The following is a 14547-nucleotide window of genomic DNA, read 5'->3' on the forward strand; positions in this document are numbered from 1 at the left end:
CGGCGAGCTGCGCCCGCTGTTTCGGGCCGGGGGCCGGGGGTCAGGGGCGGGTACGGCAGTCCCTCAGACCCTCGACCGGGGTGGCCGTGTAGCGCTCGATCACGGCGCCTCGGGAGCGGCGGGCGAGGGGAACCGTCGCGCCGTGGCTTGCGAAGCGGGCCAGGCTTGCCGGGGCCGGGGCGCCGACGGTGACGAGGAGCGCGGGCTCGGCGCAGAGCGCCTTCGGCAGCGGACCGCGGAACAGGTAACGCCGGGCGCCGGTCAGCGACCAGACCGGCAGGTCGGTCATGTACCAGGTGAGTGAGCCGGTCAGGCCATAGGCGTCTGTGGCGATCCAGCGGGCCTTTGCGTCATGGGCCTCGTTGGCGATGTCGGCGGTGAAGGCAGTCCAGCCCTTGGTCTCGTTCGGGGGATTGCGACCGGGGAAGACCGGCACGCCGGGGCGGAAGGCCAGCGTCAGGGCCAGCGCCCCGAGGGCGAGGCCGCTGCCGGCGGCGATCCAGGTGGCCCGGCGCGTGCGGGTGCGCAAGCCGAGCGCGGCGAGGACGGCGGCCATCGGGTAGAGCGGCGCGAGCCAGTTGGCCTGCACCTTCGCATGCATCGCGTGGAGCGCCATGTAGGCCAGCAGCGGCAGGCTGAGCCACAGAAGCAGGCGGGCGGCCCCCTTCGCACGCAGGGCGCCGAAGCAGGCGGCGGCGAAGATGAGCGGCGTGGTCAGCAGCACCGTCGTCACGACGTAGCCCAGAAGGCCGGTCGGGTGCGGCGGGGCGGCGGCGTCGAGCCGGCCGAACTGGCGGGTGAGACCGGCGTAGTGATGCGCGAAGTTCCAGCGCGCCATCGGTACGAGGACGAGCAGCGCGAGGCCCGCAGAGGCCCAGACCGCCGGACGGCGGAGCGCGCGGCGGCCCCGGGGCGTGGCGACCAGCCAGCCCGCGAGGCCGAGCCAGAGGAAGAGGTTGGTGAATTTCGACAGCACCCCCAGCCCGGCCCCGAGCCCGGCGAGGAGCCACCACTGCGCGGTCTCGATGCGTGGACCCGTCGCCGCCTGCGCCTCCATCACCGCCCAGGCGGTGAGCGCCCAGAAGAAGACGGAGGGCGCATCCGGTGTCGCGGTGAAGCCGAGCGCGAGGATCGGCAGCGTGGCGTTCAGCATCAGCGCCGCCGCGCGCGCGGTGCGGCGGTTGCCGCCGGCCAGCAGGGCGATGCGGCCGACCAGCATGGTTGTGGCGGCAAAGCCGAGGATGGGGAGGAGGCGCACGCCGAGGCGGGTCGCGCCGAAAAGCGCCTCTCCCCCCGCAATCCACCAGGCGATCATCGGCGGGTGGTCGTAATAGCCCGCCGAGGGCACCGTGGCCCAGAGGGCGTAATAGGCCTCGTCCTCCACCAGCGGGATCGCCAGGGCGAGGGCGAAGTGAAGCGCGAGGAAGACGAGCGCGGTCCAGGCGACGGGCGGAAGAGGCAGGGCGGCGGGGGCGGTCGGGGCCTCTATCCGGCCGAGGGTCTGGTCGCTGGGCATGGGTCTTTCTGTCTTTCTCCGCTGTCGGGTCGCCGCGGTCTGGCGCGGGCCTGCTGACGGGCCGCTGACGAGGTTCGGGCCAGTCTGACGGCAGGCTGACGAAAGCGCCGGTTTGGCCGCCTATTTTTTGTCGGACGCGAAAATAAGGGTTTGCGACAGGGGGTTTGCGCTGCCTAGAAGCGGGCTGTTTCTGCCAGGAGCCCCCCATTCGTGACCGATCTCGCCGCCAACTCTTTCGATACCCCGGCCGTGTCGGCGGCTTCCACCGCGCCCGCCGCGCCGGCGCTGACAGTGGTTGTGCCGACCTATAACGAGCGCGAGAACGTCCGCCCGATGGTCAAGCGGCTGGCCGTGGCCCTGGAGGGGATTGCCTGGGAGGTCGTCTTTGTCGACGACGACAGCCCGGATGGCACGGCGCGCGAGGTCCGGGCGGTCGCGCGGCAGGACGCGCGCGTGCGGCTGCACCAGCGGATCGGGCGGCGCGGGCTGGCCGGAGCCTGTATCGAGGGGATCCTCTCTTCCGTTGCGCCGCTCGTGGCGGTGATCGACGCCGACCTGCAGCATGACGAGGGCCTGCTGCCGCGGATGTTCCGCGCGCTCGAGTCCGATCCGGAGCTGCAGCTCGTCATCGGCTCGCGCCGGGTGGCGAGCGGGTCGAATGGCTCGGGCCTCTCGCGGCTGCGCGCATGGGGTTCGGGCCGGGCGAACGGGGTGGCGCGACGGCTTCTGGGGATCGAGGCGCAGGATCCGATGAGCGGCTTCTTCATGGTCCGGCGCGGCGCCTTCAACGAGGTGGTGCTGGATCTGCAGAAGCAGGGGTTCAAGATCCTGGCCGACATGCTTTCCGCCTCTGGCGGGCGGTGGCGGGTGCTGGAGCTGCCCTATACGTTCCGCCCGCGCGTTGCGGGGGAGTCGAAGCTCGACGGGGCGGTGACGCTGGAGTTCCTGGGGCTGCTGCTTGCGCGGCTGACCGGGGGGCTGCTGCCGATCCGCTTCATCCTGTTCCTGATGGTCGGCGCGACCGGGGTGGTGATTCAACTTTCCGTGGTTCGCGCGGCGATGGCGCTGGCCGGCGAGGGCTTCGTGGTGGCGCAGCCGATGGGCGTGCTGGTCGCGATGACGACGAATTACATGCTGAACAACGCCGTCACCTGGCGCGACCGGCGGCTGCGGGGGCGGGCCTTCCTGCGAGGACTGTTCTCCTTCTATGCGGTCTGCGCGCTGGGGGCCGTGGCCAATATCGGCACCGCCGACGCCACCTATTCGATGCTGAACAGCTGGATCGCGGCGAGCCTTGCCGGGGCCGGGATCGGGGCGCTCTGGAACTTCTGGGCCAGCCTGATCGTCACCTGGCGGGCGCGCTGAGGGGGACTGGACAGCCCCGGGGGCGCGCTACAGGTTGTCCGCGACACGTAGCGGAACAGGAGCGAGCCATGCCCAAACGCGAGATCAGGATCACCACGGAAGACGGCGCGGCCCCGGCCGGGCTGTTCCTGCCGGAGGGCGGGATCGGCGCGGCCAGGGCGGGCGTCATCCTCTACATGGACGCCTTCGGGCCGCGCGCCGCGCTGGACACGATGGCGGAGCGGATGGCTGCGGCGGGGCGGGCGGTGCTGGTGCCGGACCTCTTCTACCGCGCCGGGACCTACGGGCCCTTTGACGCGGCCACCGCCTTTGGCGACGAGGCCAAGCGGGCCGAGCTGATGGCGCTGATCGGCGGCACCAGCCAGGCGATGACGGCGAAGGACAGCGGCGCCTTCCTCGACGCGCTGGCCGAGGCCGGGGCGACCGGGCCCGTCGGCACCGTCGGCTATTGCATGGGCGGCGCGCGGGCGCTGACGGCGGCGGCGGAATATCCCGGCCGCGTCCGGGCGGCGGCGAGCTTCCACGGCGGCAACCTCGCCTCGGAGGCGGAGGACAGCCCGCATCGCCGGGCGGGCGAGATCAAGGCCCGGGTCTATGTTGGCATGGCCGGCGAGGACCGCAGCTTTCCGCCCGCGCAATCCGCGCTGCTGGCGCAGGCGCTGCGCGAAGCGGGCGTCGATTACGCGCTGGAGAACTACCCCGGCTGCGCCCATGGCTGGTGCGTCTCCGACCATTCCGTTTTCAACGAGGCGGGGGCGGAGCGGCACTGGCGCCGGCTCGGGGTGTTCTTCGACGAGACCCTCGGCTGAGGCCGTCGCCCCGCGGGGAATCTTTCGCGGAATATTGGTCAGTCCTGTTGACCAGGTAGGCGTGCGCGGCCCCCGGCTGCGCGCGTTTTCTTGTTACCGCTACCATCCCGGGCGGGCCTCCGGAGGAGGGGCGGATGCCCGGTCCGGGCGGGTGCCCGACGTTTCTGCATGTGCTCAAACGATAGGCCTCATTGTCAATCAACTTTCCGTGATCTACGTTAAATTGCGCTGACGGAATGGCCGCCATGCAAAAAACTTCTGGCATGGCGGCCAAAAGACGGTATGCGTCGGATTGGGGAGAAGAGGTCGAATTGGCCAAGCGAGTTGACCAGTTCGGCCGGTCTTCGTCAGATACCCGACATCCGGCGCCCTGTATCGCGCCGGGAATGATCAACCGGTCCATGGGAGGTGGATTATGACGACAGATGGAAATTCCTGGAACCCGACACGTCGGCGGCTCCTGCAGGCGGGGGCCGTGCTGGGCACGGCGCAGCTTGCCTCGCCCTTCGTTCAGCTGGCGCGTGCCGCGGATGTCGTGCGGATCGGCATGGATAACCCGCTGACGGGCACCTATGCGGCGCTCGGCAAGAACGAGCAGACCGGCGCCCAGATGGCGGTGGACCAGATCAATGCCAAGGGCGGCATTCTCGGCCGCAAGGTGGAACTGCTGATCGAGGACTCGACCTCGGGCGACGCCGGCGTGGCCGTGCAGAAGGCGCGCAAGCTGATCGACCGCGACCAGGTCAACTTCATCATCGGCAACGTGAACTCCGCCCTGGCCCAGGCGATCGCCAACGTGGCCAACGAGAAGCGCGTGTTCCATGTCGTGCCGGGCGGCCATACCGACTCGGTCACCGGCAAGAACTGCCACTGGAGCACCTTCCGGGTCTGCAACACCACGCAGACGGAAGCCAACGCGGTGGCCTCGGCGCTGGTCAAGAAGGCCGGCAAGAAGTGGTACTACCTGACGCCGGACTACGCCTTCGGCCACACGCTGCAGGCGGGCCTCGAGGCGGCGGGCAAGAAGCTTGGCGTGACCAAGGTCGGCGGCGCGCTGACCCCGCTCGGCACCACCGACTTCTCGTCCTACCTGATCAAGGCGCAGGCGGCCAATCCGGACGTCATCATCTTCCTGCAGGCGGGTGACGACGCGGTGAACGCGCTGAAGCAGGCGGTGCAGTTCGGGCTGAACAAGCGCTTCCACCTGGCCGGCGCCCAGCAGGAGCTGGAAGTGCTGGAAGGCCTGCCGCCGGAAGCCCGGGTCGGCACCTGGGTCTTCGAATGGTACTGGAACCAGCCGAACGTGCCGCATGTCGCCGACTTCGTGGCCGAGACGCGCAAGCGGACCGGCGGCCATGTGCCGACCGCGCGCCACTACTTCGGCCATACCGCGATCTGGACCTGCGCGCTGGCGGCCCAGAAGGCCAATTCGCTCGACGCCGTGAAGATGGCGCGCGCGATGCAGGGCTTCGAACTGCCGCCGGAGATCGCGCTGATGCCGGACGGGGCGTTCTACCGCGCCGGGCAGAACCAGATGATCGGCGACCTCTATGTCGGCCATGCCCAGTCGAAGGGCGCGTCCGATCCCGAGGATCTGTTCGTGGTCGACCAGGTCGTGGACGGCAAGAAGGTTTCGCCGACGCTGGCGGAGACCATGTGCCACCAGGACTGGCCGAAGGCCTGATCCACCGAGGGGGGCCCTGCGGGGCCCCTCATTTCCAGAAAACGGCTGTCCTCGGCCCGCGTTTGCATCGCGGGCCGGTTCGCAACATCAGAGCGCTGGACGTATGACGCAACTCATCCTCTTCAACGTGGCGAACGGCCTGATCATCGGCGCATTCTATGCGCTCATGGCGATCGGGCTTTCGCTGATCATGAGCCTGTCGGACGTGATCAACTTCGCGCACGGCGGGTTTCTGACCGTAGGTGCCTATCTTGCCTATACGCTGGCGCCCTACGTCGGCTTCTGGGGCGGGCTGGTCCTCGCCCCGATCTTCACGGCGATCATCGGCCTGATCGTGGAGAAATTCCTGATAAGCCGGGTCTATGGGCGCGATCCACTCTACTCGCTGCTGCTGACCTTCGGGCTGGCCTTCATGTTCGAGGACGGCTCGCGCTTCATCTGGGGCGCGCAGAGCGTGCCTTACCAGGTGCCGGGCTGGCTGATGCAGCCGCTGTCGCTGAACTACTTCTTCCTGACCGGGTACCGCATGTTCATGGTGGCGCTGGTCGCGATCGCGGTCGGCGGTCTGTTCTGGATCATGAGCAAGACCCGGCTGGGCCTGCGGATCCGGGCCGGGACGCTGGACCTCGAGACGGTGTCCGTCCTCGGCGTGAACGTGCGGATCCTGCGCAACCTGAACTTCGGCATCGGCATCTACCTCGCCGGTCTGGCCGGGGTGCTGGCCGCGGGGCAGCTGGGCCTGCAGCCGACGATCGGCGGCTCGGTCCTGATGCCGAGCTTCGTCGCGATCATCATCGGCGGCCTCGGCAGCCTGACCGGGACTTTGCTGGGCGGGCTTCTGATCGGCGTCGCCTCGGGGATGACCGCGGTGTTTTGGCCGCCGGCTTCGGAGGCGGTGATCTACGTGATGATGGCGCTTGTCCTTCTGGTGCGGCCGCAGGGCCTGCTGGGTGAAGAGGGGCGGTTCTGACCATGAAATTCGATCTCAGGCAGAATGCGCTCAACATTGTCATCTGGGTGCTGCTCATCACCATGCCGGCGTGGATGAACGCGATCGGCGGCTATACGCAACTCGGGACCCAGGTCGTCATCATGGGCTTGGCCGCGATGGCGCTGAACTTCCTTCTGGGCCATACCGGCGTGCTTTCCTTCGGCCATGCGGCCTATTTCGGCCTTGGCGCCTACGGGGTGGGGATGACGATCCGTTACCTCGACGCCTCGACGCCGCTGGGGCTTCTGGTCGGCGTGCTGGCCGGCGCGGTCGCCGCGGCGCTGATCGGGCCGCTGATCGTGCGCCGTCGCGGGGTCTATTTCGCGATGGTCACGATCGCCTTCGGGCAGGTCTTCTACTTCATCGCCGTGCGCTGGAACACGGTGACCGGCGGCGACGACGGGCTGACCAACTGGCACAGGCAGAACATCGACCTCGGCCTGTTCAAGATCAACATCATGGATTCGGCGATCCACTTCTACTACTTCGCCCTGGTGATCTTCGCGCTGGCGGTGGGGCTGATGGCGTCTATCCTGCACAGCCCGTTCGGACGGACGCTGATCGCGATCCGCGAGAACGAGCGGCGGACGCGCTTCATCGGGATCAACGTCAACTTCCACATCTGGATGTCCTGGCTGGTCTCCTGCACCTTCATGGCGCTGGCCGGTGCGCTCTTCGCGCTGCAGAACAACTTCGTCGACCCGCACTCGCTCTACTGGACCCAGTCGGGGATCTTCGTGATCATGTGTGTGCTGGGCGGGATGCGCAGCTTCTGGGGGCCGCTTGTGGGCGCCGCGATCTACGTGGTGCTGCAGGACTACCTTTCGAGCCTGGTCTCCGACTACTGGCAATTCTTCATCGGCCTCGTCTTCGTCGCCGTCGTGCTGTTCTTCCCGCGCGGCGTGATGGGCATGCTGCGCCGGAGGGCTGTGGAATGAGCTTCCTGAAAGTCGAGAACGTCTCCAGGCACTTCGGCAACCTGGTTGCCGTGGACGGGGTGTCGATGACGGTGGAGCCGGGCGAATGCCGGGCGGTGATCGGGCCGAACGGCGCGGGAAAGACCACCTTCTTCAACCTGATCACCGGGATGCTCGGCCTGACCACGGGCCGGGTGCTGCTGGAGGACAAGGACCTGGCGGGGATCGACCCGACGCACCGGGTGAAGCTTGGCATGGCGCGGACCTTCCAGATCACCGAGATCTTCCCGGAGCTGACGGTGAGCGAGAACATCCGCATCCCCGTCGAGACCGCGGCGGGCCTGTCGATGAAAGCCCGGATGTCGGCCTCGCAGAGGTCCGGCGTGCGGCAGCGCATCGACCAGCTTCTGGAGGAGGGCGGGCTCTCCCGGATCGCGCATCGCTATGCGGGGGAGCTGTCCCACGGCGACCAGCGGGCCACCGAGATCATGATGGCGCTGGCGCTGAACCCGCGGCTTCTGCTGCTCGATGAGCCGACGGCGGGGATGGGCGATGACGAGACCCATGCCGTCGCCCGGCTGATCAAGCGGATCCACCGCGAGAGCCGCATGACCATCGTGCTGATCGAGCATGACATGCGCGTGGTCTTCAACCTGGCCGACAAGATCACCGTGCTGGCCGAAGGCCGCCCGCTGGCCGAAGGCACGCCGGCGGAAATCACGGCCAACGCAAAGGTCCAGGCGGCCTATCTTGGGGGGGCGGCATGACCGGCTACGCACTTACGGCCGATGGGCTGCACACCTATTACGGCAAGAGCCACATCCTGCATGGCGTGAGCCTGAAGGTGGCCGAGGGCAAGATCACCACCATCCTCGGCCGCAACGGGGCGGGGAAGTCGACGACGCTGAGAAGCCTCGTCGGCCTCACCCCGGCGCGGGAGGGGAATGTCCAGATCTTCGGGAAGGACACGACCCGGTTGCCGCCCTACGCGATCGCCGGGCTCGGCGTGGGCTTCGTGCCCGAGGGGCGGAAGATCTTCCCCAGCCTGACGGTGGAGGAGAACCTGAAGGTGCCCGCCGACCGTCCCGGCCCGTGGACCATCGACACGGTCTACGAGCTGTTCCCCCGGCTGAAGGAACGGCGCAACAACAAGGGCCGGCAGATGTCGGGCGGCGAGCAGGAGATGCTCTCCATCGCGCGGGCGCTTCTGCTGAACCCGAAGCTCTTGATCCTCGACGAACCCTCGCAGGGGCTGGCGCCGCTGATCGTGCGCGAGGTCTTCAACATCGTCGTGCGGATGCGCGAGGCGGGGATGTCGGTGCTGCTGGTGGAGCAGAACGTGCGGATGACGCTGGAGGTCGCCGACTACGCCTATGTCCTCAACGACGGCGAGATCGCCTTCGAGGGCACGGCAGCGGAGCTGTCGGCCGACGAGGCGCGGCTGCAGGAGCTTGCCGGCGTCAGCGCCGAGACCTGGGAAATCTGATCCCTAGGCGGGGGTGACGACCCGCCGGACCTGTGCCGGGCCTTCGGGCCCGGCACTTTTTGTTTCAGGGCGGGCGGTGTGGTGCGGTGCGCAATCAATGCGCACCCTACGCCGGGGGGGGCGGTGAGGAGGGGCAGGGCCCGATGGCGCGCGCGCCCGCTGTTTCCGGCCCGGGGGGAGGGGCCTCGCGGCCCCCGCCACGCTTGCCCCCCGGCGGGCGAGACGTTATCTGACCGGCTGGAACCAGGACCGGGGAGAGGGCGATGCGCGCCGAGATGCAGAATGTCGTCGAAGCCATCGAGAAATCGCTGGCGCTTCTGGCGCAGCGGATGGACTGGGAGACGGCGCCGCACCGGCTGGAGGAGTTCGACGCGCTGATCGAGGATGGCGACCTCTGGTCCGATCCCACCCGCGCGCAGAAGCTGATGCGGGAGCGCCAGACGCTGCTGGACGCGGTCACTACCTACAAGTCGATCAAGGGCGAGCTTGAGGACAACACGGGCCTTATCGAGCTCGGAGAGGCGGAAGGAGATGACGAGGTCGTGGCCGAGGCCGAGGCGGCGCTGAAGGCGCTTCGGGAACGCGCCGCGGGCAAGGAGCTGGAGGCGCTGCTCGACGGCGAGGCCGACGGCAACGACACCTTCCTGGAGATCAACGCAGGCGCGGGCGGCACCGAGAGCTGCGACTGGGCCTCGATGCTGGCGCGGATGTATGTCCGCTGGGCGGAGAAGCACGGCTACAGCGTCGAGCTTCTGGACGAGAGCGCCGGCGAAGAGGCGGGGATCAAGTCCGCGACCTACAAGATCAGCGGCCACAATGCCTACGGCTGGCTGAAGTCGGAAAGCGGCGTGCATCGGCTGGTGCGGATCTCGCCCTACGATTCGGCGGCGCGGCGCCACACGTCCTTCTCTGCGGTCTGGGTCTACCCGGTGGTGGACGACACGATCGACATCCAGATCGCCGACAAGGACATCCGGCTGGACACGATGCGGGCCTCGGGCGCCGGCGGCCAGCACGTCAACAAGACCGACTCGGCGGTGCGGATCACCCACCTGCCTACGGGGATCGTGGTGACCTCCTCGCTGAAGTCGCAGCACCAGAACCGGGAAGTGGCGATGAACGCGCTGAAGGCGCGGCTCTACCAGCTGGAACTCGACAAGCGCAATGCCGAGATCAACGCCCAGCACGAGGCCAAGGGCGATGCCGGCTGGGGCAACCAGATCCGTTCCTACGTGCTGCAGCCCTACCAGATGGTGAAGGACCTGCGGACCGGGGTGGAAACCTCGGACACGCAGGGCGTGCTGGACGGCGATCTCGACCAGTTCATGGCGGCGACGCTGGCGCAGCAGGTCGCGGGCAAGAGCCGGGCCGACGCGCAGGGCGAGGCCTGAGGCCGGAACGGACGCCTGGCCCAAGGCCTGCTGCGGAACCGCGGCGGGATCGGGTCGGCGGGCCCTGGCGTTGCCGAAAGGCCTGAGATCGGATCACGGCGCAAGACAGTCCCGCGTGCGGGATATTGCCGTGTGGCACGGCCTCCCCTAGCCTGAGGCAAGGAGGAAGGGGGGAGGATGACGCAGTCTCAGTCGCCGATGGCTTCGCCGGTGCCGCGGGTGCAGATGATCGCGCTCCATACCCTGACGGATGCACTGCGCCTTGGGTGGCGCGATTTCAGGCGGGCGCCGCTTTTCGGGCTGTTCTTCTCGGCGGTCTATGTCGCGGGGGGCTTCGTGCTTCTCTACGCGCTGCAGCGGGTCGGGCGCGAGATCCTGATCTTCCCGCTTGCCATCGGCTTCCCGATCCTGGGACCCTTCGCCGCCGTCGGCCTATACGAGGTGTCGCGGAGGCTCGAGGCGGGGGAGCCGCTGCGCTGGGGCGCGGTGCTGGGCGTGGTGCTGCGCCAGAAGGACCGGCAGGTGCCGGCGATGGCGGTGGTGATCCTGTTCCTGTTCCTGCTCTGGCTTTTCGTCGCCCACACGATCTTCGCGCTGTTTCTGGGGCTTTCGGCCATGGTCAACGTCTCCAGCGATCCGCTGGGGGTGCTGCTGAGCGGGGACGGGCTGGCGATGCTGGCGGTGGGCAGCGTGGTCGGCGCGGGCTTCGCGGCGGTGCTGTTCTCGACCACCGTGGTCGGGCTGCCGCTGATCCTCGACCGCGAGATCGATTTCGTCAGCGCGATGATTACCTCGGTCAACGTGGTGATCCAGAACCCGGCGCCGACGGCGGTCTGGGCCCTGGCGATCGCGCTGCTGCTTTTCGTCGGGATGGTGCCCGCGTTCCTCGGCCTGTTCATCGTGCTGCCGGTGCTGGGACATGCCAGCTGGCATATCTACCGGGCGGCGCTGGCCGTTCGGTGACACGCGCCCGTCGCGGCCTGACGGGGGCGGGGCCCTTCACCGCGCGAGGACGCCCGGGGAGGGCGGAGGAACGGGCAGGCGGAAATGCGAGGGCCCGGGGCGCGCTGGCGATCAGCCGCACGCCTCCGGGCCCTGATGCCGGATCGGCCTTGCCTCAGGCGTTCGAGGCCTTGGGCGCCGCGATCGCCTTGGTGGAGGCGGCCAGCGGATCGTCCTGGCGCTGCACGGAGCCTTCGAAATGGGCGCCGCTCTCGATCGCGATGGTCTTATGGATGATGTCGCCTTCGACGCGGGCGGTCGAGGTCAGGCGGACCTTCAGGCCGCGCACCCGGCCCACAACGCGGCCGTTCACGACGATGTCGTCGGCCACGATCTCGCCCCGGATCGTCGCGCCTTCGCCGACGGTCAGCAGATGCGCGCGGATGTCGCCTTCGACGACGCCTTCGATCTGGATGTCGCCGGTGGTCTTGATGTTGCCGGTGATCGTGAGGTCGGACGACAGCACGGAGGGGGCGGGCTTGGCCTTCGGCGTCGTCGGCGTCAGCTCTCCCATCGGGCGGGGCGCGGCGGGTGCGGCTTCCGCCGGTTTCTCGGTTTCGCTAGCCTGTTTCGGCCCGGGTTCGTTGATCCTGCTTTTAGAAAACATAGCTCCCTGCCTTGATATAGGGGGTCGGATTGACGGGTTTGTTGCCGACGCGGATTTCATAGTGGACATGGGGTCCGGTCGAGCGTCCAGAACTGCCCATATCACCGATCCGCTGGCCGCGCGAGACCCTTTGGCCGACGCTTACGCGGATTTGCGACATGTGGCCGTAGAGGGTTTCGATGCCGAAGGCGTGGCGGATCAGGACTTCGCGGCCATAGCCGCCGTCCCAGCCGGCATGGATCACGACACCGTCAGCGGAGGTGTAGATCGGTGAGCCATAGGCCCCGGCGAGGTCCTGGCCGGGATGGACGCTGCCCTTGCCCGTGAACGGATCCTTGCGGTAGCCGAAGGGCGAGGAATAGTGGAAGGCCGTCCTGAGCGGCAGGCCGAGCGGGATCCGCAGCGCGGCCAGGCGGTAGTCGTTGACCTTGCGCAGGCCGTCGAGCACGCGGTTGGCGCGGTCGATGTCGAGCGCGCCCTGCTGGTCCTTGCCGGGCTGGGCGATCGGCGTCAGCGGTCCCCCCTGGCCGGCGGCGTAGCCGGAGCGGATCTCGGCGATCACCTTCTTCGGGTCGAGGCCGACGGAGCGGAAGATCTTGTCGAGCGGGGCCATCGAGGTGGCGACGGCGCGTTCGAGCTTGGAGAAGATCAGCGCGTTGCGCTGCTGGATCAGCCGGGTGTCGAGCCGGGCCTTGTCGGCCTGCGCATTGGCCACGGCGGCCTTGGCGATGGCGGCGTCGCGCGCGGCGGCGGTGTCGGAGAGCTGGGCGGAGAGCACGTCGAGCGTGGAGCCCACGTCCTTCGCCCGGCCCGCCACGGTCCGGTCGGCGCCGGTGGCGTGGGCGAGCTGGGCCTTCAGCTGGGTCACCGCGTCGCGCGCGTCGTCGCGTTCCTTGATTGTGCGGCGGAGCGTCTTCTGGATCACCTCGATCCCGGTCTCCAGCTCGCGGCGGTGGTCCTCGGACCCCAGGAGCTGGGACTGCATCTGCGAGACCTGGCTCAGCGCGGTGTTGAAGCGGGCCTGGGCGGAGGAGGCCTCTTCCGCGCGGGTGTCGCGCTGATGGGCAAGGGTGTTCAGGCGGGTTTCGTAATTGGCCTGCTCCAGCATCGCCTGGTGGCGGGCATCCCCAGCGGAGAGCGCGCCGACGAGCACGACGGCGGTGGCGAAGATGGTCCAGCAGACGAGGAGGGCCGCGCCGGTCAGCACGAAGGCCTGGGTCGACGGGCGGAGGCGGACGAAGCGGGTCTCGGTATCGGATCGGAGGAACAGGCGCTGTTCGGGCAGGACGCGGTCAAGCGCCGTGCCGAGGCGATGCGATATCCGTCCGACCACTGATCTTGCCCTGTCGTTTCCCATCCTCGCGCGGCGGCCCCTGCCGGGCCGGGCGCATGGAACGTCAATAGCGTCGGGAACGGCCCGGTCGCAACCCGTTTGGGCCGCCCCGGCGGGGGCTGCGGCACCTGGGAGCGCCGGTTGGCGAAACCTCGCCTATTCCGCGTCGTCCCCGCGCTCGACGAGCGGCCAGTAGAAATCGGGCGGCAGGCCGGCCTCGGCGCGTTTCTCCTCGTTGAAGGGGGGCTTGAGGGCGCCGTGGAAGTATTTGCGCACCAGCGTGTGGAACACGTCCTTCGGGTCCAGGTTCTCGCGGCCGCAGAGGAAGTTGAACCATTTGGAGCCGTACGCGACGTGGCCGACCTCCTCGGCGTAGATCGTCTCGAGGGCTGCGACCGTCTCCGCGTCCGCCTGCTTGCGGAAGACCTCGATCATGTTCGGGGTGACGTCTAGGCCGCGCGCCTCCAGCACCATCGGCACGACGGCGAGGCGGCCCATCAGGTCTTCGGCCGTATCCTCGGCCGCGCGCCACATGCCGGCATGGGCGGGCAGGGCGCCGTAATGGCTGCCGAGCCGTTCGAGGCAGTCGGAGACGAGGTTGAAGTGCTTGCTCTCCTCCGCCGCGGCCTTGACCCAGTCGTCGTAGAAGCCGGGCGGCATCGGCACGTGGCCGAAGCGGGCGATGATGTCCCAGTGCAGGTCGACGGCGTTCAGCTCGATATGGGCGACGGCGTGGAGAAGCGCGATGCGCCCCTCGGGCGAGCCGGGGCGGCGGCGGGGGACGTCGCGCGGGGCGAGGAGGTCGGGCTTTTCCGGCCTTGCGGGCCGCGCGGGCGGGGTGGCCGTGCCGGTGGCGAAAGGGGCGCCGGCGGCACGCGCCGCCTGCCATTCGGCGGCGTGGCGGAGGCTGAGGGCGGTCTTGGCGCGGCCGTCGGCGGTGCGGAGCACCTCGGCCGCGCGTTCTGCAAGCGGGAGGGTCACAGGGCGCGCACCGCCTCCAGCACCTCGTCGGCATGGCCTGCGACCTTCACCTTGGGCCAGACGCGCGCGACCTTGCCGGCGCCGTCGACAAGCACGGTGGTGCGGGTGATGCCCATGAAGGTCTTGCCGTACATCTTCTTCTCGCCCCAGGTGCCATAGGCCTCGCAGGTGTCGCCCTCGGCGTCGGAGACGAGCGCGATGCCCAGCGAATGCTTGGCGACGAACTTGTCGTGCGATGCGACCGGGTCCTTGGAAATGCCGATGACCACGGCGCCGGCGGCCTCGAACTCTGCCGCGCGGGCGGTGAAGTCGAGCGCCTCGGTGGTGCAGCCGGGGGTGTCGTCCTTCGGGTAGAAGTAGAGGACGACCGCCTTCGGGCGCAGGGCGGACAGGGTGACGGTGCCGCCGCCATCGCGCGGCAGGGTGAAGTCGGGCGCGGTTCCGCCGATTTCGAGCATGGCAGCC

General features: G+C 68.8%; 14 protein-coding genes. 9 read left to right on the forward strand and 5 right to left on the reverse strand.

Annotated elements, in window-relative coordinates; all coding sequences use genetic code 11:
* Positions 1–40: 40 nt before the first annotated feature.
* Complete coding sequence (locus EIP85_RS03685; protein ID WP_127900793.1) at positions 41–1516, reverse strand: ArnT family glycosyltransferase; 1476 nt, start codon at positions 1514–1516, stop codon at positions 41–43.
* A gap of 210 nt (positions 1517–1726) precedes the next feature.
* On the opposite strand from EIP85_RS03685, the gene EIP85_RS03690 reads away from it, so the two are divergent.
* From EIP85_RS03690 to EIP85_RS03730, 9 genes are all read left to right on the forward strand, one after another.
* Positions 1727–2881 carry a glycosyltransferase gene (locus EIP85_RS03690; protein WP_241559879.1) on the forward strand — a complete coding sequence of 385 codons (1155 nt, stop codon included), beginning with the start codon at positions 1727–1729 and terminating at the stop codon, positions 2879–2881.
* A 68-nt stretch (positions 2882–2949) separates the two neighbouring features.
* Entirely contained in the window at positions 2950–3690 is a 741-nt protein-coding gene (locus EIP85_RS03695) for a dienelactone hydrolase family protein (protein ID WP_127900794.1), read from the forward strand.
* A gap of 415 nt (positions 3691–4105) precedes the next feature.
* Positions 4106–5374, forward strand: coding sequence for an ABC transporter substrate-binding protein (locus tag EIP85_RS03700; RefSeq protein WP_127900795.1), 1269 nt, complete (start codon positions 4106–4108; stop codon positions 5372–5374).
* Between the two features lie 103 nt (positions 5375–5477).
* Complete coding sequence (locus tag EIP85_RS03705; RefSeq protein ID WP_127900796.1) at positions 5478–6344, forward strand: branched-chain amino acid ABC transporter permease; 867 nt, start codon at positions 5478–5480, stop codon at positions 6342–6344.
* A 2-nt stretch (positions 6345–6346) separates the two neighbouring features.
* On the forward strand, positions 6347–7303 hold the full coding sequence (locus EIP85_RS03710) for a branched-chain amino acid ABC transporter permease (protein WP_127900797.1): 957 nt from the start codon (positions 6347–6349) through the stop codon (positions 7301–7303).
* A complete protein-coding gene (locus EIP85_RS03715; RefSeq protein ID WP_127900798.1) occupies positions 7300–8049 on the forward strand; it encodes an ABC transporter ATP-binding protein in 750 nt (249 codons plus the stop codon). The genes EIP85_RS03710 and EIP85_RS03715 overlap by 4 nt, the downstream gene beginning before the upstream one ends.
* Positions 8046–8768 carry an ABC transporter ATP-binding protein gene (locus EIP85_RS03720; RefSeq protein WP_127900799.1) on the forward strand — a complete coding sequence of 241 codons (723 nt, stop codon included), beginning with the start codon at positions 8046–8048 and terminating at the stop codon, positions 8766–8768. The genes EIP85_RS03715 and EIP85_RS03720 overlap by 4 nt, the downstream gene beginning before the upstream one ends.
* A gap of 263 nt (positions 8769–9031) precedes the next feature.
* Entirely contained in the window at positions 9032–10159 is a 1128-nt protein-coding gene (prfB, locus tag EIP85_RS03725; protein ID WP_127900800.1) for a peptide chain release factor 2, read from the forward strand.
* 177 nt (positions 10160–10336) lie between these two features.
* Entirely contained in the window at positions 10337–11122 is a 786-nt protein-coding gene (locus EIP85_RS03730) for a DUF2189 domain-containing protein (protein ID WP_127900801.1), read from the forward strand.
* Positions 11123–11276: 154 nt separating this feature from the next.
* On the opposite strand, the gene EIP85_RS03735 is transcribed toward EIP85_RS03730, so the two are convergent.
* From EIP85_RS03735 to EIP85_RS03750, 4 genes are all read right to left on the reverse strand, one after another.
* Positions 11277–11768: a bactofilin family protein gene (locus tag EIP85_RS03735; protein WP_127900802.1), complete on the reverse strand. Its 492-nt coding sequence runs from the start codon at positions 11766–11768 to the stop codon at positions 11277–11279.
* The gene (locus EIP85_RS03740) at positions 11758–13101 is read right to left on the reverse strand and encodes a DUF5930 domain-containing protein (protein WP_127900803.1); all 1344 of its coding nucleotides are present in this window, start codon (positions 13099–13101) and stop codon (positions 11758–11760) included. Before EIP85_RS03740 ends, EIP85_RS03735 begins: the two co-directional genes overlap by 11 nt.
* A gap of 156 nt (positions 13102–13257) precedes the next feature.
* A complete protein-coding gene (locus tag EIP85_RS03745) occupies positions 13258–14082 on the reverse strand; it encodes a ferritin-like domain-containing protein (protein ID WP_127900804.1) in 825 nt (274 codons plus the stop codon).
* The gene (locus tag EIP85_RS03750; RefSeq protein WP_127900805.1) at positions 14079–14540 is read right to left on the reverse strand and encodes a peroxiredoxin; all 462 of its coding nucleotides are present in this window, start codon (positions 14538–14540) and stop codon (positions 14079–14081) included. Before EIP85_RS03750 ends, EIP85_RS03745 begins: the two co-directional genes overlap by 4 nt.
* Positions 14541–14547 lie beyond the last annotated feature (7 nt).

The organism is Solirhodobacter olei (assembly GCF_004010155.1).
Classification (GTDB): domain Bacteria; phylum Pseudomonadota; class Alphaproteobacteria; order Rhodobacterales; family Rhodobacteraceae; genus Solirhodobacter; species Solirhodobacter olei.

Coding starts and splice junctions, on each gene's coding strand:
- EIP85_RS03685 (WP_127900793.1), bottom strand. CDS start 1,516: ATGCCCAGCGACCAGACCCTCGGCCGGATAGAGGCCCCGACCGCCCCC.
- EIP85_RS03695 (WP_127900794.1), top strand. CDS start 2,950: ATGCCCAAACGCGAGATCAGGATCACCACGGAAGACGGCGCGGCCCCG.
- EIP85_RS03700 (WP_127900795.1), top strand. CDS start 4,106: ATGACGACAGATGGAAATTCCTGGAACCCGACACGTCGGCGGCTCCTG.
- EIP85_RS03705 (WP_127900796.1), top strand. CDS start 5,478: ATGACGCAACTCATCCTCTTCAACGTGGCGAACGGCCTGATCATCGGC.
- EIP85_RS03710 (WP_127900797.1), top strand. CDS start 6,347: ATGAAATTCGATCTCAGGCAGAATGCGCTCAACATTGTCATCTGGGTG.
- EIP85_RS03715 (WP_127900798.1), top strand. CDS start 7,300: ATGAGCTTCCTGAAAGTCGAGAACGTCTCCAGGCACTTCGGCAACCTG.
- EIP85_RS03720 (WP_127900799.1), top strand. CDS start 8,046: ATGACCGGCTACGCACTTACGGCCGATGGGCTGCACACCTATTACGGC.
- prfB (WP_127900800.1), top strand. CDS start 9,032: ATGCGCGCCGAGATGCAGAATGTCGTCGAAGCCATCGAGAAATCGCTG.
- EIP85_RS03730 (WP_127900801.1), top strand. CDS start 10,337: ATGACGCAGTCTCAGTCGCCGATGGCTTCGCCGGTGCCGCGGGTGCAG.
- EIP85_RS03735 (WP_127900802.1), bottom strand. CDS start 11,768: ATGTTTTCTAAAAGCAGGATCAACGAACCCGGGCCGAAACAGGCTAGC.
- EIP85_RS03750 (WP_127900805.1), bottom strand. CDS start 14,540: ATGCTCGAAATCGGCGGAACCGCGCCCGACTTCACCCTGCCGCGCGAT.